At 40.3% G+C, this 20,305-nt stretch carries 11 protein-coding genes; 2 read left to right on the top strand and 9 right to left on the bottom strand.

What is annotated here, in order from left to right; genetic code table 11:
* Positions 1–125: 125 nt before the first annotated feature.
* From B3317_RS15885 to nagA, 9 genes are all read right to left on the bottom strand, one after another.
* Entirely contained in the window at positions 126–1,427 is a 1,302-nt protein-coding gene (locus B3317_RS15885) for an APC family permease (RefSeq protein WP_291113372.1), read from the bottom strand.
* Between the two features lie 29 nt (positions 1,428–1,456).
* The gene (locus B3317_RS15880; RefSeq protein ID WP_291113370.1) at positions 1,457–2,305 is read right to left on the bottom strand and encodes a hypothetical protein; all 849 of its coding nucleotides are present in this window, start codon (positions 2,303–2,305) and stop codon (positions 1,457–1,459) included.
* 15 nt (positions 2,306–2,320) lie between these two features.
* Positions 2,321–4,501, bottom strand: coding sequence for a HEAT repeat domain-containing protein (locus B3317_RS15875; protein WP_291113368.1), 2,181 nt, complete (start codon positions 4,499–4,501; stop codon positions 2,321–2,323).
* Positions 4,502–4,508: 7 nt separating this feature from the next.
* On the bottom strand, positions 4,509–6,104 hold the full coding sequence (locus B3317_RS15870) for a DUF6850 family outer membrane beta-barrel protein (protein WP_291113366.1): 1,596 nt from the start codon (positions 6,102–6,104) through the stop codon (positions 4,509–4,511).
* A gap of 21 nt (positions 6,105–6,125) precedes the next feature.
* Positions 6,126–7,391 carry a DUF4876 domain-containing protein gene (locus B3317_RS15865; protein WP_291113364.1) on the bottom strand — a complete coding sequence of 422 codons (1,266 nt, stop codon included), beginning with the start codon at positions 7,389–7,391 and terminating at the stop codon, positions 6,126–6,128.
* A 15-nt stretch (positions 7,392–7,406) separates the two neighbouring features.
* Complete coding sequence (locus B3317_RS15860) at positions 7,407–10,271, bottom strand: TonB-dependent receptor (RefSeq protein WP_291113362.1); 2,865 nt, start codon at positions 10,269–10,271, stop codon at positions 7,407–7,409.
* A 390-nt stretch (positions 10,272–10,661) separates the two neighbouring features.
* Positions 10,662–11,672 carry a Gfo/Idh/MocA family protein gene (locus B3317_RS15855; protein WP_291113360.1) on the bottom strand — a complete coding sequence of 337 codons (1,011 nt, stop codon included), beginning with the start codon at positions 11,670–11,672 and terminating at the stop codon, positions 10,662–10,664.
* Between the two features lie 57 nt (positions 11,673–11,729).
* Positions 11,730–12,488 (bottom strand): glucosamine-6-phosphate deaminase, encoded by a 759-nt coding sequence (locus B3317_RS15850; protein WP_291113358.1) that lies wholly within the window; start codon positions 12,486–12,488, stop codon positions 11,730–11,732.
* Positions 12,485–13,690 carry an N-acetylglucosamine-6-phosphate deacetylase gene (gene nagA, locus B3317_RS15845; RefSeq protein WP_291113356.1) on the bottom strand — a complete coding sequence of 402 codons (1,206 nt, stop codon included), beginning with the start codon at positions 13,688–13,690 and terminating at the stop codon, positions 12,485–12,487. Before nagA ends, B3317_RS15850 begins: the two co-directional genes overlap by 4 nt.
* 1,077 nt (positions 13,691–14,767) lie before the next feature.
* On the opposite strand from nagA, the gene B3317_RS15840 reads away from it, so the two are divergent.
* Together B3317_RS15840 and B3317_RS15835 are read left to right on the top strand one after the other, a co-directional pair.
* The gene (locus tag B3317_RS15840; protein ID WP_291113354.1) at positions 14,768–18,802 is read left to right on the top strand and encodes a hybrid sensor histidine kinase/response regulator transcription factor; all 4,035 of its coding nucleotides are present in this window, start codon (positions 14,768–14,770) and stop codon (positions 18,800–18,802) included.
* 195 nt (positions 18,803–18,997) lie between these two features.
* Entirely contained in the window at positions 18,998–20,110 is a 1,113-nt protein-coding gene (locus B3317_RS15835) for a glycoside hydrolase family 88/105 protein (protein WP_414647520.1), read from the top strand.
* The last annotated feature ends 195 nt before the right edge of the window (positions 20,111–20,305 follow it).

The raw sequence follows: 20,305 nt of genomic DNA, 5'->3' as shown, positions 1-20,305 counted from the left end.
TTCAAGTCCAAGAGGAAGAGCAAGAAAAGAGTAGTGTAAACTATTTGTAAACGAGTCCGGAATATTTTCGGATTCGTTTGTTTTTTGTATCCTTCATGAAAGGATAGTGTTTTCGGGTCTGATGATTATGATTTTCCTTTTGTAAATTTATTACTGAATATGAGTGTTAAGAAGCCTGTCAGCAGATTGAGCAGTCCCAATAAACATTCTTTTGGACTATGAACAAATGCAAATATTATCATCCAGAGAGAAACTATGATAAACAGAATCTGGAATAAAGGGAAAAAAGGGCTTCGAAAACCATCCGGGTTGCTTGTTTTTTTATATCTCAGTATCACGACGCCAATTACGACCAGCAAAGTGGATACGTTAAGCAGTACCCCGCAATAAATCATTATTTGTTCAAAGGTTCCGGTCAGCAAGAGTATCCCGGTTAGTAAAAACTGGAACCATAAGGCTTTGCGAGGTATATGATCCGGTGCAGCATTGAAATACTTCCATAAGTTATGTTCCCGCGCGATACTTGATGTAACCCTGGGGCCAACCCATACCATCGCGCTTATTCCCGAAATCAGGATAATGGAGATACCTGCACTGAATACTTTCGAAGCTGTATCACCCAGCATATATTCTACGGCAATAGTACCTATATTCAGTTTTCCTGCAAGTTCGGTAAAAGGGACATGCTTTAAGAAAACAAACTGAAGTAAAGTATATAGGACGGTTACAAGTAAAGTTCCGCCAATCAGCGCGACGGGCAGAGCCTTTCGGGGATTACGGAATTCTTCGGTTATATAAGCGGCGGCGTTCCATCCTGAATATGAATAGCTGACATAGATAAGGCTCACAGCGAAAGCGAGTGACCCTGTTTCTGTCCAATAAGATTGTTCAAAATTAATGGCATTCGCTCCTTTTTCCGGTAAAAAGAGACCTGTACAAATAATAATTACGATGAAGAATACTTTCAGAAACGTACTTATATTCTGAAATTTTGAGCTGGAGTTCAGATTGTAACAATGAATAAGTGTAATGAAGAAAATCAGGACGATACCAATCAGCTTCGGATACTTTAATTCTACGGGGAGATATGTGGTAAAAGCAATAACCGATAAGGCGATGGGAGCGGCGAATCCGACCGTTAATGAGATCCATCCTGATAGGTAGCCGACTACAGGTTGATATATTTGTGAAAGGAAAGTATATTCGCCTCCCGACCGTTTAATCATTGTACTTATTTCGGCGTAGCTGAACGCTCCCGAAAGGGCTACTATTCCTCCTAATATCCACAGGGAAAGCACGACTCCCGTATTGCTTAACGATTCCAGTTGAAAGCCCAGGCTGGTAAATGCTCCTGCACCTATCATATTGGCTACAACAATAGATATTCCGGTAAGAGCACTTATCTTAGCTTTACTTTTATCCTTCAAAATAGTTTTGTGGTTTATACTGGTTTATATCATTGCCTATTATACTCTATAAGCAACTGGTAAGCGCTGATGGTGCTGTCAGTATTCATATAGCTGTCCCTTATCTTCTTATAATCTTCCAGTATTTTTCCGGCTTTGTTGTATATAGCCGAGTCTACTGCCGGCGCAGGCTTGTGATCTTTGGGGTATGTATAGACAAAATAACCTTTGTCACCGGCATATACAGGTATCTGGAAAAACTCTCTTGGCAGGGATTCTTTCTTCTGGCTCCTTCTTACAGCGTCATCCACAAAAAAATCAACCGCGTAATCAGGATAACCGAACAAATATCCGTATCCCCGGTTGCGTTCGTAACGGTCGGCATTTTCTATTGCACTGACGGCGATGCCGGGATCTGTACCCGGAACTAAACCGAATTGTCCGAAGAAACTTTCTTTTACCCTTAAAAGACTGTCTAATGCGCTTACACGCACAACATTAAGCTGCATTATACGTCTGTTGCCCTGAGCTGCCTTATAGGGAATCATTATAAAACGTAAATCGGGAATATTCAACTTATTTACAGCTTGTTGAACAGCATGCAGTTTGTCCAGATATATTCCCTGGTTTTTACGGTCTACTACATCGGCGCTTGTTTTCTTCAAACTGTCTTTATTGGCTAAAGGATACCAAAAAGAAACGAGGGAACTCATCGGTTTCACTCTGCCTAACATTGTGTAAAGCGCTTCATGGTCGAGCCCGTATTGCAATATGGAGTCTATGAGGTGTTGCTCATATTCTGTAAAGATTGGCTTTACTTCAGTCAGGGGCTTATTGCTCTTACATGATAAGACAAGTAAAATAAAGAGGGCCGGAATTATATAAATATATTTTTTCATACACTGATCTATTCCTTATTTAGCAGACAACCGGTTGATAGTCTTTTTCATTTCAGATAATACTGTGGTGTCTTTTTCCTTTGTTATCAGCTCGTTTAACCTATCTATTATGTGGAGTTTACGGTAAGAATAGATATACCAGTCCAGAGCTTCGGCCGTTGTCAACCGTATTTCCGCATCATCGTCCGGATCTGACAATATTGTGAATAATATATCGACTTCATCTGATGCCGGCTGGTTGCGAAAGCGGTTAATTTCAGATAATCGTTTTTTTACGCCTTCCGATTTATTCACCATCAGGTCAAAATCCTTTTTCTTACTTTCTTTGGTCGACCTGATATTCTTCAGGCTGCTGTCAAGCATGTCTCCCGAATATAAAGGTAGATTTCCGGCTTGTTTCAGTAACTCTGTTTCGAGTTTATCGAGGTTCATCATCCTGAAACCTGAGGAGAGTTTAAATACCAGGCGTTTTGAGGTATTGTCGTTCAGTATCATTCCTGCTACGGATGGCAGCAACTCTTCGGAACCATTTCTGGCAATGAGGTCTATCGCATACCGTTTTGTCAATTCATAGCTGTCAGACGAAGCAGCGGCAAGTACTTCTATAAAATCATCATTATCTATTTGAGATAACAGCATCAGCGCCTCAAGCCTTACGATCATACTGGGCGATTCGAAATAGGATTTTTTCAATAATGCCGAAATGTCCGCATAATCATTCTCGTAGAGCATCCGTAAAGCGATTGCCTGTATATCTACAGATGGGTTTAACAGAGCTTTTTTCCAGAATTTAATATCATTTTTATGAATTGTCAGGGCATCGTTGATATCGAAACCGGTCGTCACATTCCTTGCAAATCTGAAGGTAGGATCTCCAAATATATGCGTTTCCAGAAAGTGGGTGTATTTACCCCATTGACCTATCCGGAGGCCATGGCTGAGAAGTCCAAGGAATTCGTCCGGCCATTTGTCTTGTATGGTGTTAACTGTATTTGCCTGGGTTACAATGGTCTTTCCATTGTTGAATAAATAAGCGCCTGCTATATATTCCTCTTCGAAGAACGAGCCGTTGAAACATGCGTCAAACATAACAAAACGCGCATTAGGGGATATTTCAAGTATATCTTTCGGAGTAATTCCCATCGATGCATTTGTTATTGAGTCACTTGCTATCAGTTCCGGATCGAAAGCTTCTTCACACCATTCACGCGGTACACCTAATAATTTCATATAAGAGTCTATAGCCTCTTCCTTGCTTTTACCTCTTTCCACAGCTGAAGATATCTTACTGCGAAGATAAAATTTGATGTTTTCTATCGATGTATTGACGTCATTTCCTTTTTTATTGCCGGTCACATACTGATTGTCATTAGCCCCGTGATGATGGAATAGCATAATATCCAGATCGGGACGGAGAATTTCATTTAACCAATATGGTTTCATCGGCCAATAGGAGTCAAAGTCCATAAACTTAACAAAACTCCCGGGGTTGAATAGTGTCGGGAATTGCTCTTTAAGCGCCAGTTGCTCACCGGACCATGCTACCTGTGATTCGGAATTGTATCCGTATCCCCGGGCCATACTGAGATTGTCTATAATATTGTTTTTCTCCTGAGATTTTATGGCAACGGCTTTTACGAGATAATCCCGCAACTGTTCGTATTTTCCTTTACTCCCTTTATCCAGCGGCCTGATACGGCCTGTGTAAATATCGGAATGAAGCGACTGCCTGGAATCTGCCCGTAATGAATAATAAAACAAAAGAGGTTTTACAGAGTCTTGTTTCAGGAACTCGAAAGAAAGGTCGAAGTCATCGTAGAAACGGTCAGATGCAATGCTGGAGCGTTGCCAGTCCCGTTTTTGATTCATTTTGAAGGCCGATGTCAAATGTTGTGCATCCCGTATCATAGCCACAGGAATATCCCCGATAAATACGGCTCCTTCTATGGGGTTATCGGCTGACAGATATAATTGTTTCAATTTATGCTTTATGGAGTCGGGATTGTTCCAGCGGTCGACAACTATAAACGTTTTAAGTCCATCGGCTTCTACCGATCCGGCATAACTTTCGACTTCGCTTTTTGCTTGTACATAGCTTATACTATCTATCACAATGGCAAAGCCTCTCCTTGTGTCTTTAGCTCCTACAGTCGCACAATAGGCAAACAATAGAATAATAAGTATCTTGTATTTCATTTTCTTCTTAAAATGTAAAACCAAATGATGTTGCAATCCCTATACGATCGGGTTTATTGAAATTATCGGTATCCAGAGCCGATTTTGTATAACTGGCACCGGCTGTCAGATATATGGTTGACGGAAGGTTTCCCATCCGTGTTTGTTTACTTAATTTGAATGAAGCATCGCCTCTATAATGATCGGATGTAAGATATTCAAAGACAGGATACGACCACAGATTAGCTAAAGCCAGACCTGTAAAATCCGCTTTTGAAGAAAGATTACGTTGGTATGAAGCCTTTAAATCGAAGCCTAATTGGAAATTCTTTGGCAACCGGAAGGTCTTGCCTCCTTTTATAGCGACATTGACGTTTGAATATTTTTGCAGATGCATATCAGGCAGGAGTGTGGTCTTATGTTGCTCAAATTCTGCTGCGACTCCCAGCATATAATCTTTCCAGCCGGATCTTTCTTTCAGCCATATGTAATCCAGTCCGATTTTTGTCGTTTTATTTTTATATTTTACCGATTTATTATATATCTCCCAGATTTGCTGATTATTACTGTTTGTTATTTTTTTCTGGTCGTACCAAATACCTTTCGAATTGTTGTTGTCAATATTGACCTTTAGAATATGTGATGTTTGACCCTGTTTTACAGAAAATATATTCATCAGCGAGTAAATTGTTTCCTTATAATCTCCTGATCTGAACATATTACTATTCCCGGAGCCACTTACAGAACTATTGTCACTCTCCGAGACAGCACCGTCTTCAGACTTTTCTTCATTGCTTTTGTAGCCTAACTGGAGAATATTTTCATATATATTCTTTCTCCATTTAATCTGGGCATTACTACCAAACGCAGTTCCTTTGTATTGGCGGCCATGTGATATTCCCGATTCGATGGTATAATTGCCTAATCCTTGAAACAGGAAGTAATTATGGTCTTTCTTAGTCGTTGTGGTAACGGAGATAACTTCCTTATAGCCTTCATATCCAAAATCAAGCCCGATACTCCAATCCGGCAATAAGTTATACATGATACCCGGATAAATAGAATAACGTGTGGCATCAATCCTGGGCCGGGGGTCGCTCTGGTCGGCAGAGCTGCCTCCATTGTAATCTACGGCAACGGCCCATTTCAGTTTCTTGTTGAGGGAGGAAGCCATTACTCCTTTTATGGCGAAACGTTCATTGTCATAATCACCTCCTATACTGTCACCCAATATAAAGGGATTGCCTTGGGAAGGCATCAGTACGTCTTTCCACTTCTGGCCTTTCAACCCTGATATATTGTAGGAAAAACTTCCGTAGAAATGAAGTTTATTTACCCGTTTAAATCCTTCCAATGCGACTTGTCCGCTATTCATAGACCTCGGGTCAGAAATATATTTATAATCTCCCGAAGTATGATTATAGGTAATCTGTCCGTTCATCCGGTCCCTGTCTACTTCGATATATGCAACAGGATTTGACGTTTGCAGTCCGGTATATTGTATTGGCAATAGCGAATAGTCGGCAGGGCTTGTAATGCTGTCGCCAGACTGGGCATTACAAGTTGCCGCTGTGTACAGACAGATGAATCCGGTCAGGATTATATTTTTGTAAATAAACTTCATCTAGGTTTATGATTTAATTATCTAGTCTACTGTGACAGGATGAACAAATGGGGTAGGAGTCTGATCTTTCAGGAAGTCCTCTGTCGAGTTGTTTGTATCTTTGTAGATAACTTTGCCGTCTATTATCTGCTTCACTTTACGGCGGACACTTTTTCCGTTATATGTACCTCCTGTTATAAACGTATAACCCGCGTCCAGATCTGAATGAATTCTCTTATTACGTTTCCCGGGGTCATTATAGACACATTCTATCGCATCCACCACATATTCTTTTGGAATCATCAGATATTGTGTAGCTGCAGATGTACCCGGTTTTGTGGACAGATTGCTTGCATTTGCCGCGAATGCAGCGGGATCTACTCCTTCCGGGAAGCGGAACATTATCAGTGCAGGGCCGAATACCGAATATAAAGCGTCATTCTGTGTCGTTGTAGTTGTCGATAATAAGGTCAGATTAGGTACACCGGCGGCATCCGCATCTTTTCCATTATTGATGTCCCCTACATAAGTTTCCCATGTCGCATTACCCAGGTTTACAGGAGAAGCCGGATTGCCCAGAGGGTCTGTTTGATGATCTATGCCATCCTGGGCAATCACAATACTGGTGCGAGGCTCGAGCGGATGATCTTTACCTGATCCCTCTATATAAAAACTATAGCCCGACAAAGGCAATACATTTAAGAGGTCTCCATTGCTATCGACCCAGACAGATACACTACTGGAGGCTAACGGATCTAAACAGCCAATACCTATATTATCCAGATATATAACTTCGTCTGAGTTGTTATATATTTCCATGAACTGATCGGAACTATAACCTACGGCTTTTCCTTCTACCGGAGAACCTACATAATAATATTCTTTAAATACAAGTCCACCTGTAAGAGATGTTGCATGGAGGTCTACAGAAACAGCCATATCCTGAGACACAGTCTGATTTTCTTTCAGCCCGTTGAAGACAAATTCTTCAGTCTCGTGAGCTACGGTAAAGTTATATAAACCTGATACCAGATTGAATTGAGCTATACCACTGGCGTCGGTGGTAGCTGCAGTACTGGAGCCGGTCTGGGAATTTACTGCTTTTACTTCAACTCCCGAAGCCAGCCCATTGTATCCTTCCGGGTAATTTACTGTTACTTTTACGACATATTTTTTTGCTTCTTCATCATTGTCGCTACATGACGGAAGTAATAATATTGAAAGTAAAAAGATAAGCAAACAAAGTGACCGGGCGGTTTTAACCGAGAACTCTTTAGCATTGTTATGCTTAAAAAGTAATGTTTTCATAATTGTTTCGATGTTTTAAAATTTATAATTGATTTCTGCTCCAAAGTAAAACCTCGTGTTCCTTTTTACATCAAGTGAGGTCCTGTTGCTTTTTTGCAGCGGATTCATTTTCAGAAAATTATTTGCCATAAAAGACAATGTGAGATTGCGCGAAAATTCTTTTGTCAACCGCAGGTTGAACTGAACGGCCGGAGGCAGGCTTTCTTCTACAAAGTAGTACGATTCACTATACGTTCTTACCATTGCCTGATAGTCATTATGGGTGGAATATTCAGGTTTCCAATCATGGATAGTTCCTGTATTATCCATAAACCCGATAGGGTCTATATAGCGGGTAGTACTCATATCTTTCAAGGCAGCATCGCCATACACCCTGTTGCCATTATCATCGTAATAGTAAATCAGAGAGTTGCCATTTTCATCATCCCATCTGTATTTGAACTTAGAGTTCCACACTATCTGGCTTGTAAGTGAAACTATCATTTTTAGTTGGGGTACATGGGTTATCATCCGGATATTCGTATTTATCCGCTGCCGGATTGTTTTATAGTTGGCCGGCATTACTGCTATATACGGATATGGTTCTCCATATAAAAGTTGCGATATAGTTGTGTATGTAGGGAGAGTATTGTAGCTTTCCTGCCACAACCAGGCCCCATCTATGACAAACGATGTATTTATGGCTTTTATCTTACCTAAATCAACAATGTATTCAAACCCTTTTTTTATAAGCGTCTGGTTGTTTGCCGGCGTATTGTAAGTATATGTGGCTACATTGGTCGATGATGGAGCCTCCAGACGATTGCCGTTTTCATAATAATAAACTTTGCCGTTTTCAAATTCCGGCATTTTGCCTGCTCCGTTTACTGTAAACTTCTCATAAAACGAGAAGTGAGGAGTGGAGTAAAACGATAATCCGTCTTTTAGCTTTTCGTGATATGCTGTTAATGAGACGGAGACTTTATTTATCCTGAAAGACAAGCCTAACTCTTTTTTAGTGCTACGTGCCGGTTTCAGGTTAGGGTTGGATGTGTTTAATACTTCGGTCGATACCACAGCTAAAGAGTTTTCTCCATCCAGATAATTGAGACTCATATTGTCGAAATAGGCATTGTCTGGTGATATATATGACAAGGTTGGCATTTTGGATGAAAGTCCATAGCCTATGTCGATACTAAAATGATCGAATAACTGATTGTTCTTTTTATTGAGAAATTCAAAACTTGTATTTATCCTGGGTTCTACCGAATGAAAATTTCCCGGTTGCACTTTTACAAAACGTGTTCCTGCTTGTACTGTAAGTTCGGTTGTACCTATCGGTTGTACAACTTTATCTTCTATAAAGAATGCATAATTTTTTAGCGTAGGAATGTCTTTAGGAGCCCTTGGCCTGATGCTGGTTGTAAGATTAAGCATTGGAGGCCTGGATATATCATATTCCAACCCACGCCCGTTATTTCCTGTAAGCGAGAAGTCTAATCCCATCTTAACGGAATTGAGAGTCCGTTGAAAAAACTGACGGCTCCAGTTCCCTTTTAATTTAGCAAAAGTGTTGTATGGCTTACCATCAGTTGTATAGTCGGAATAGAATACCCCCGGTAGATATTGTTCCTCAAACATTCCGTTTTCATAGGAAGTGGGGTAGGGTACAGCTCCGGTAGACAGTACCTGTAATGACTTGGTACGGCTTGTGTTTGATGCATAGTCCCCCGATATACTATATTCCAGATTGGTAATCCATGATTTACGCAGCATCCATTTACCATCAACTCCCCACCGAAAACCTTTTTGTGATGTTTTTTTCAATTCTTCGTTGTTCATCTCAGGATCGGATTTGTTTTCGTCGATAGTGCTGTAGCCGGATAGGCGGATATTCACATCTAAAGGATTCGTTTTGTTGAGGAAAGTATTTGAGTATGCCAATGTTGCTGTCAGGCGTTTATAACCGTTCGATTTTTCACGAATGTCATCGTAAGCTTCAGCATAATCTGCTCCTACATTCAGTATACCGGAGCGTTCAGGTAACCGTAAGCCTTTATATATACTTCCTATCTTAGTATTAGGGTCTGTTTTTAATTTGGCTGTCCATGGTTGCTCCCCGATCTTTGTTTTTACCAACACAACCCCTGAGGTAAGATTTCCGTATTCTGCAGAAGGTACCCCTTTGATGACTTCTACCGACTCCAGGTTGTCTGCGGAAATGTCACGTAAATCGATCCCTCTCCCGGAATAGCTGGTTTCATTGAATGATTTACCCGACCGGGATGTGTTGATTGTCTGCATGTTTGCATCATTTGATATTGGAGCGCCATCCACAATAACCAACGTTCCCAATGCACTGTTGTCGTTTTCTGTTATTTCCCTGATCTTTACTTGTCCCGGTGATGACAAAGTCGGATTGTCCGTTATTTGTCCCGGTAGCAGTTGGAATATATCTGTTAAGCTTTTGGGCTGGATATGCTCTATCGCTTCTCTTCCGATTGTTGAGATTGACCCCAGCTTGTTTTCTGTTGCGGTAACTGTTACTTCATTCAAAGACAGACTTGTGGGTTGTATTTTCTGTATCCATTCTTCAATATTTGAATGGATAGTTCTGGTTACAGTTAATTCTTTATAACCCAGGAGGTAAAATCTGATACGGTGAGTTCCTGCAGGAACATTGTTCAATACAAATCTTCCCTCTTCATCGCTTCTGGACCAGATGCCAAGATCGACAATAGAGACAATGGCCATCTCTACCGGGGCGATCTCCAAAGAATCTAATACAACTCCTTTAATTTGATAAGTATTATTCTGAGCCAGTGATAGATTTGTATTACCTAAAATAAAGAAAAGGATTATTACGGCAATAAGTTTACTGTGAAAGAAATTCTCTTTCATTCGGAAAAATTTATTAAGTTTTTATCAACAGATAATTGGTGGACGAATTACAATTTATAATCAATAAGCAAAATTAGACTCTTTAGGAGATATACTCAATACCTATTTCTGGGTATTTTTACTGCTACTCATACTTGTTTTTGTGTTAAAATTGGAGAGGAATAAATAGTAGAAAAGGGAAAGATTATATCTCCATACTAAACCTGCTACCGGTATAATCAGAGATGTAATACACAAGGGCGTAGCTCTATATCATACCCTGATTGACAATGTTAAGGTAATGGATAGATTTTGCGAAACAAAGGGCGCAGTCCGGCCGGACTGCGCCCTTTGTCAGAAGTATAACTACTCACTAAATAGCTTCTACTTGTTTATAATAGATGAAGAATTTCAGTCTTTTATATTTTTCAGGATACGTTCAGCTTCAAGTTTCCCCTTTTCCAGAATACTTTCCATCAATACCGGAGCCCCGTTCTGCCGTCTACTTTCGTTCGATGCTTCCATAAACGTGAACATCTCGATTGTTTCTTCAGGGTCGACAGGCACTTCTTTCGTCTTGAAGAATTGCAGAATCTGATCGAGTAAAACCCCGTATCCTTTATAGCCATCGGCCTGTACTACTTTTGTACTACAGAAAACTGTTCCTCCGAAGTAATTATGTCCTGTGCGGATACTACGGAATGTTCCTATCCTGCCGTCTGCCCATACACCGGTAACTACACTGAAATCCTTTGTCGATAAACGGCTTACTTCTGTGCATCCGGTCCCCATAACAGTATATAACGTTTCTACGCCGTGGATACCGTACCACGTGAAATCTGCATGACTGGGTTCATATGCATCAGGTGAATAGCAATCCGCTCCAAGCACTTTACCATGATCTCCCTTGCGTATTTCTTGATTTACAGGAGAGTATCGGAGTGCTGAAGATGAAAATACAGGTACATTATATTTTTTTGCAAGTTTAAATATTGCGATCGCTTCAGCCAGATTGGCGGCAACCGGTTTGTCTATAAACATGGGTTTTCCGGCTTTAAAAACTTCGAGAGCCTGCTCCAAATGCAGATTGCCATCATTGGTTTCGAGGAGTACACAATCTACCTGTTTGAGCATTTCGGCAATTGAAGATGTTATCTTTACTCCGTGATTCCCGGCCTCTTCAATATATCCGGGTATGCGTTTTGCGCTACTCTCGATTGTTTTTGATCCGTAGGGATAAGCAGCGACAATCTTGAATCCTTTGTACTGTTCAGCTGCATCTTTATCATTCAACAGTTTGATAAATGCCGGGGAGTGTGATGTATCCAGTCCTATAATTCCCAGTTTTATTACATCCTGGGAATACAAACCTCCTGATATAAACAGGGAGATGATTGATATTACTATAATTTTTAGCTTCATATGGCAGTAATTATTATAAGGTTAGGGTCTCAGACCTATTCATTGTTTTGGCTATTCTTACTGAACCAGTAAAGAGGCACTATCTTTATCGAGATATAGGATAACATCGTCCTCAGTCCTTAGTATAGATGCCGGACAAGCCTCCGAAATATCTCCGTTTATCATATTGTACACAGCCTGCGATTTGGATTTGAACGGGACTATACAATACAAATACCGGGCTGACAACAAGGTGGGTATCGTTAATGTCAATGCTTGTTCCGGTACATCTTCTATTCTGGAAAAGCACTTGTCGTTTACCTGCTGCTGCCTGCACATTTCGTCTAAAGTGACGGCTTTTACAGTCTCTGTATCATTGAAGTCTGCAACATGAGGGTCATTGAATGCAATGTGTCCGTTTTCGCCTATACCCAGACAAACGATATCAGGCGGATAATTCTCCAGCAAAGCTGTATAGCGTTTGCATTCTTCGTCAGCCGGCTTATTTCCGTCAAGATAATAAATATTCCGGAACGGTAACAGTCCGAATATCTCTTTTTTCAGAAAATTACCAAACCTTTGCGGCGCATCGTCACTCAAATTAATATACTCATCGAGATGAAAAGCGTTGATTCTACCCCAATCTATATCTTTACAGCTAACCAGTTCTTTTAGAAATTCAGACTGAGAAGGTGCTGCCGCAAAAATCATATTGATATGTTCATTCCGGCTGAGAAGCTCTTTTATTTGTGTAGAAACATCCAACGCAGCATTGACTGACATTTCCTTGGTTGTGGTATATATCTTTACCGTCAACTTGTTCTTTTTAAAGATCATGATTTAAGATTAATGTTTTGTGTATGAATTACTTTACCTTTTACGATTGTTGTTTGTACCGAAATATCAGAATCGAAAATAATAATGTCGGCATCCTTGCCCGGTTCAAGGGAACCTTTGGTCTTATCAATGCCGAGAATACGGGCGGGATTCCGGGTTATCATCTTTATTGCATCGAATAAAGAGATTCCCGCAACTTCTACCATTGTGCGCACGAGCCGGTCGGCAGTAGCTACACTTCCTGCAAAAGCACTGCGATCGGGTAGTTTAGCCACGCCATCTTCGACTATTACCGTTTGTCCTTTGTCCTTACTGCCTAATATATATTCTCCGTCAGGCATTCCGGCAGCTCTCATAGAATCGGTACATAATACAATATTATCGATAGACTTGAATTTACAAACATACTGGAGCAACGATTTAGGAAGATGTATTCCGTCTGCAATAATTTCCACGCTCATATCATCTATCATATAAGAAGCCTCAACGGCCCCTGCATAGCGGTAAGCGTTTCGCCGGGTAATTGTAGACATACAGGAATAGAGGTGGGTAACATGGGTGAAGCCGTTTTTGTATGCCTCGATAATCTCTTCATAAAGAGCGTCTGTGTGTCCAAGTGAAGCCAGAATACCTTTCGAGCGCAATAATCGTCCCAACTCCAAAGCTCCATCCAGTTCAGGCGCCATACTCCAGCGGATAATGTGTTTCTCTCCGTGAGCTAATATCAGGTTATATTCTTCCGGTTCAGGATTTCGCAGGTATTTAGGGTCTTGGGCGCCCCGTTGATTGTAAGCAAAATAAGGCCCTTCGAGATGTAATCCAAGCAAATCAGCTCCATCTGTATTTTGCTTTTTTGCCTGTTCATATATAGTAAATGTGTTTAGCAGTTCTTCTGTCGTGCTGGTCAGGGTGGTGGGGACAAGGCTTGTTGTCCCATACCGTGCATGTGTACGGGCCGCTCCGAGATATGCTTCCACTGTATTGTCCATGAAATCATGTCCCCCTGCACCATGTGTATGCATATCTATAAACCCCGGAGAAACATAGTTTCCTTTGGCATCGATTACTGTATCAGAATCGTTGTACTTGTCAAAAGAACCTTCCCCTATCTGCGATATACTGCTGTCGGTACATACGATGAACCCGTTTTTTAGTATCCCTTCAGGCAGGATTAAAGTAGCATTTTCTATTATAATTCTCATTTTAGGTTCTGTTTTTAGTAATCGGTTAGGACTGATTAAACGATAGCTCAAAATTAAGCTTTTTTATTTTCAGAATATGGTTTGTAATGCGAATGACTGTTCTCATAAGACGTCAAAGTTTTATTTGAAACATGAAATAGTGACTGTTTACAGTCAACAGTAATCAGTGGTTGAATTGAGTCGTGCAATCCTTCTGTATATAACTTCCTCCTATATTTATTACCTGGAGTTCCGGCTCATCTCTACCCTACTTTCCCGGATTTGTCTTTCTTTTTGCGGCATGGTAAATTGTGTCTTGCCTGGCTATAAATAGATAATTCGTTCTGCCAATGTTATTATCGGCAGGATAATTTATCTATAGCATATACAATTTGTTCAGCGGAGCAAAAAGGAACAGGATGAAAACTATTGAAAAATGTGTTACCTTTGTTACCTTTTAACAAGTTACGAGTTACTTCGCCCTGTGGGCAGTTACAAGTTACGGGAAAGGCAGCCTGTTTATTTTGTTTCACGCAAAGACGCAAAGGCGCAAAGGTTTTACATATTACGGATTGTTGACTGCTAACTGTTAACTGTTCACTGTAAAGGTTGTTACCTTTGTTACCTTTTAACAAGTAATAAGTTGAAAGTTATATTAGATACGAGTAAACAAGACACGAGATACGAGTTGTTAACTGATGACTGTAAAGTCTCTTGTGCGATAGCTTGGGCTAACGGCTAAAAGCTATCAGCTAAAAGCTGAAATAGGTGTTACTTTTGTTACTTTTTTGGGCCGGTGGCATAACGCCGGCTGTGATGGTTACAGGGAATGAAAGGCTGCTCTTAGCTGGCTTATACTGGATATGCCTTGCAATTCCGTTACTTCATTTGACCTGTAATTAAAGTCTTTCACCTATAAAAAGTTAAATAATTCACTATTGGAATATGTAAGCTGAAATTTGATATAATCATCTGATATTTTCAACTGTTTAACCGGTTCTTCATAGAAAAACGAATAATTTTGTTCAAGAACATTTTTTATGAATAGAAACATTTAAGTTAACCCGAATTTGTTACTTCTACTTTTTCTTAAAGATAATGAAACATAGCCTCAACATTGTTCTTTTACTGCTGGTAAGCATATGTATATATTCCCAAGATACATACCGGTTCAGAACCCTTTCCCCAAAAGGAGGATTCTATTATGACGGGGTACAGGATATAATTCAGGATGATGACGGCTTTATGTGGATATCCCTTGAAAATGACCTGCAACGTTTTGACGGATACGAATATAAAAAGTATTCATCCCATTTCCAGAATACGGATATTCCCACAACCTGCCTTTTCCATAATATGTATAAAGATATCCGGGGTTGTCTTTATGTCTCCACCAGTAACGGGCTTTTCAAATATCATAAGCAATCCGATTCTTTTCAGCAAATAACGGAGGGGAATATAGCTGCCATATCAATAGATACCAAAGATAATATATGGTATATATCCAAAGGAACGCTCTGCCGGATCAAAAAAGCAGGGGACAAACCCGAACCGGTCCTATATAACCAAATGCCGATGAACAACATCGGATACATTGCTAAAGGAGAATCCGGAATGTATTTTGCTTCATATTATAACAGGATTTATTATAGCAGCTATGAAAATCCGGGGGAAGTTACCCTTTTCCATCTTCTTCCTTCAGATCACTCTATTGCAGGAATCAGGCAAATAGACGGATATCTTTGGATACTGACAAAGAAGCATGGTGTTCTTAAAATAAATATTTTGTCACGTGAGATCGAAGAACAATTGTTATTTCGCGATAAAAATGAGAATACACCTCTCCATACGTTTTATGTGGATAAAAATGGCAAAATATGGATCGGTACGCAAAAAGGATTGTATATAGTGAATCCTGTAACCAAAGAACACCGGCTATACCTTCATTCAAAGTCGGACAAGTTCAGTTTGCCGAACAACTCGGTGTGGGTAATAGCCGGGGACCGTTATAAAAACGTATGGATAGGAACTTATGCAGGAGGTTTATGTTATGTAAATCTGGATGAAAATACTGCATTCAGAACATATACGCCTTTTGAGAGTTCGCTAAATCATAATCTGGTCAGTAGTTTTGCCGAAGATGGGAACTCTTTATGGATAGGCACAGAAGGCGGAGGATTGAACTGTCTGGATAAAAATACCGGCATGTTTACATCTTACCAGCATATGGAGAACAGTAACAGCCTGTCATACAACAATGTAAAGTCGATAGCATTTGATTCCGAAAAAAAACTGTGGATTGCCATGTATAGGGGTGGCCTTGATTGTTTCGACACGAAAACAAAGAAATTCAGCCACTTTCTTAATAATCCGGGTGATAAAGAAAGCTTATACAGTAACGATCTCAGAAAGATTGTCCTCGAAGGGGATTCGGCGTTATGGATCGCATATCAGGCCAACCGTTCACTCATATCATATTTGTCGTTCAAAAGCGGAAAATTTACACATTATCCTTTTGACAAAAATGCTTATATACTCGACATGCAAAAAGACAATGACGGAAACCTGTGGATCATTACGCATGAACGGTTTTACAGGATGAATATAAAAACAAGGATTGTAGAAAATATTTCTTCCAAAGAACAGGAAACCCTTAATGCCCAGTCATTTTGCATGGATGCGGAAAATAATGTATGGATAGGGACAGTAGGGCGCGGACTTGTGAAGTATGATACTTCCGCGTCCCGGTTCATATCTTTCCGGGACATACTGAATTTTAATGTATCTGCCATATACAGCATGTGTTCCGATAACTCGGGATACCTATGGCTGGGTACGGACAACGGATTATTCAGGTATAACCCGGGAGACAATTCTTATCACAGGTTTGACGAAAGCGACGGGCTTCAGGGCCAGGTGTATTATCCTCTGGCTTCTTTTAAAAGCCGCACGGGGGAACTTTATTTTGGTGGCACCAATGGCTTTACAGCCATTAATCCTCAGAATATTAAATTCAATTCTCTCATACCGGAGGTCATTATTTCCGATTTTTATATAGATAATGTTCCTGTAACGTCAGGATCGGATATATTAAACAATGAGATTATATTGAATCATAATCAGGCGAATTTCGGATTCCGCTTTTCTTCAGATAATTATCTGTCCCCCCATAAGAATATGTTCAGGTACCGCTTACGGGGATACGACGACCGCTGGATAACCGTTGATGCTTCCAGCCGTACGGCCATGTATTCGAAAGTTCCTGCCGGGACATACTATTTTGAAATATCAGCAGCCAACAATGATGGTATATGGAATAATACGCCGACAGTTATAAAAATAGAACGCAGGCCGGCCCCTTGGGTAAGCTGGCCAGCTTATTTACTGTATACGGTTTTGGTATTATCAGTCCTGGGCATCATTCTGCATTATTACAAGGACAAAAGAAAATTAAAAATGCAGCTTTACCTTGACAATCTCGACAGGCTGAAAAAAGAAGAGATCCACCAGTCTCAATTACGTTTTTTTACCAATATATCGCATGATTTCAGGACACCGCTATCACTAATCCTCGCCTCGGTAGATAATCTGAAACAGGAAGGACTGAAAGAATATTATTACCGTATACTGCATAACAATGCCCAACGGCTTCTAAACCTGGTAAACGAACTGATGGATTTCAGAACTGTGGAGAACGGTAAAATGCAATTACAGGTTCAACATCTTAATATAAACCGTCTGGTTACTGATTTGTCGTCCGATTTCAGGGATTATGCTCAAAAACGCCATATAAGATTTGAAATAAAATGTGATCCCCGTATTCCTGAAACACTCTGCGCAGACAAGCAAATAGTGGAAAAGGTTGTGATGAACCTCCTTAATAACGCTTTTAAATATACAAAGGATGGTGGTGAGATCGTTATAGAAACATATTCCCACTATTCTGAATTTTCATCAAAATATAAATACAGCCACACGATTCTTGAAAATCCGGTTCCTGAAAAAGCTTTTCTTCTGGTTGTCCGCGATACCGGAGTCGGTATATCCGGGAATTCAATCGGTACTGTTTTTGAAAGGTTCTACAAAGTAAATACAGCGAACCTGAATGAACATCTTGGCACCGGAATAGGTTTGGCTTTGGTCAAAAGCCTGATATTATTACATAAAGGTACAATTTCCATTTTCAGTGAGAGGGATAAGGGTACTGACATTGTAGTTTATCTTCCTGCCGATGAATCGGTTTATGATGAATCCGAGTTCGATGATACAGGAAAGAAGGAAGATGAATCTATAAGCAGGGAATTATTACCCAAAAGCAATAGCGGCAATCCGGACAGTATGGACGATATATTCCTGCGCAATAAAAAGAGGATACTGATAGTTGAAGACAATGCCGACCTGAAAATTCTCCTGTCGAATTTTTTATCACAACATTACGAGATAATTTCGGCTGCCGATGGAGTCGAGGCTTCCTGTATTTTGGAAGACACAGATGTGGATCTCATTCTCAGCGATATAATGATGCCCTTGAAAAACGGGGTCGAACTACTGCGTGAAGTGAAAGAGGATATAAATACATCCCATATACCGTTTATTTTGCTGACTGCAAAAACAGGGCTGGAGTCTAAGATAGAAGGTGCCGGGTCCGGAGCAGATATTTACTTTGAAAAACCCGTCGATCTGAATTTGTTATTGTTGTCTATCCAAAATATCTTCAAACGCCAGCAAAACCTGAGGGAATATTATGCAAAAAACTATTACGTGGACAGTGCCGAACTATCAGCAAATGAACAGGACAATATTTTCCTGAAAAGATTGATAGAAACCATAGAGGTAAACCTTAACCAACCCAATATAGATGTTAATTATATCGCTTCCGAATTATCCATGAGCCGGAGCAAACTGTATTCAAAAGTGAAGACTCTTACAGATAAATCCATTGTCGAATTTATTCTGAATTACAGGTTGAGGAAAGCGGCACGGCTGATTATCGAGCAGGATATGTCTATACTTCAGGTAATGGATAAAGTCGGTATCAAAAGCCAGTCTTATTTTTCAAAGGCTTTTAAAATCGAATTCGGAGAAACACCTGCTGCTTTTGCTGCAAAGCATAAAAGAAAAACGAATCTGTAATTGATTTTATCCCTTACAATACCGCATGAACAAACAGCTTGGCATTTAGAGCAAAAAATAAAGCAATAATAGCATATCAAAAAATGCCCGTCTTAATTATACCTAAAATACATTTGTTTAACTTTTTAAACAGATGCTATGAGAAACAAACCGAGGTATAGTCCCGACTATACTCTTCTGCGTTATTTATTATATATGTTCCTGCTGGCAGGATGTACCACCTATCCTTCCGCTTCTGTCTTATCGTCCACGATAGACAAGCACTGCATTAAATCGGCAATGAGAAAAGTTGCCGACTGGCAAATCGGCAATTTCAGGTATTCCACGACCGGGAATCTGCATGATTACGGAATAGACGCATGGACGAATGCTACCTTATATATTGGTATGACCGAATGGGCAAAAATTGCGGGCGATTCAACTTACTATCACTGGCTGACTGATATAGGTTTAGCCGGTAACTGGAAGTTAGCCGCCAATTTTGCGAGCTATCCCAAATACCGGATGTATCATGCAGACGAGTTGTGTATCGGACAGTTTTATCTGAATATGTTTGATTTATACGGAGATGAAAAAATGGCATCTTCCACAATAGAAAGACTCGACTGGATAATCGGCAATCCCCAAGATTCAACAATGCTTATATCCAATAAGCAGTCATGGACATGGTGCGATGCTTTATTTATGGCTCCGGCTGTGTACGCACACACGGCAAAAATTAAGGGTGATGACAGATATCTTGAATACATGGATAGGGAATTCAAAAGGACATATAACTTCTTATATGATAAGGAAAACAGACTGTTCTTCCGGGACAGTAGTTACTTTGACAAAACAGAAGCAAACGGAGAAAAGGTCTTCTGGGGAAGAGGTAACGGTTGGGTTGCCGCAGGACTTGTAAATATATTGAAGCTACTGCCCGAAAATTCCGCTTACCGTCCTTTCTACGAAAACTTATTCAGGGAATTTATCCCTCGCCTGGCTACATTGCAAAGCTCCACCGGTTTCTGGCATGCAAGTCTTTTAGATACTGAAAGCTATCCTTCCCCGGAAACCAGCGCGACTGCCCTTATTACATATGCCTTAGCTTATGGAATCAATGATGGATTACTGGGAAAGGAAGAATACAAGCCAGTTTTGAAAAAATCATGGGAAGCCTTGCTCTCGACCGTAGATAAGGATGGAAAGGTCGGCTGGGTACAACCTATCGGAGCGGACCCTAAAAAAGTGACCGGAGACATGACCGCCAGTTATGGCGTGGGAGCTTTTCTTTTGGCCGGAAGCGAGATATTCAGAATTAACAAGTAAAAAACATGTTGTATTGCGAATTAAAGCAGCCGAAATCATATGAAAGTGCAAAATAAAACACACAATTTATCATTTTTTAATCCTCATTGTTTGGGTATTAACCCTATTTTATTAGAGAGAGAGAGAGAGAGAGAGAGAGAGAGAGAGAGAGAGAGAGAGAGAGAGAGAGAGAGAGACTAACCTGCCGTAAGCTTC

This window comes from Dysgonomonas sp. UBA7710 (assembly GCF_002482385.1).
In the GTDB taxonomy this organism is placed as follows: Bacteria; Bacteroidota; Bacteroidia; order Bacteroidales; family Dysgonomonadaceae; genus Dysgonomonas.
Note: the sequence above shows the minus strand (reverse complement) of the source record. Positions and strands in the feature narration are given on the sequence as shown.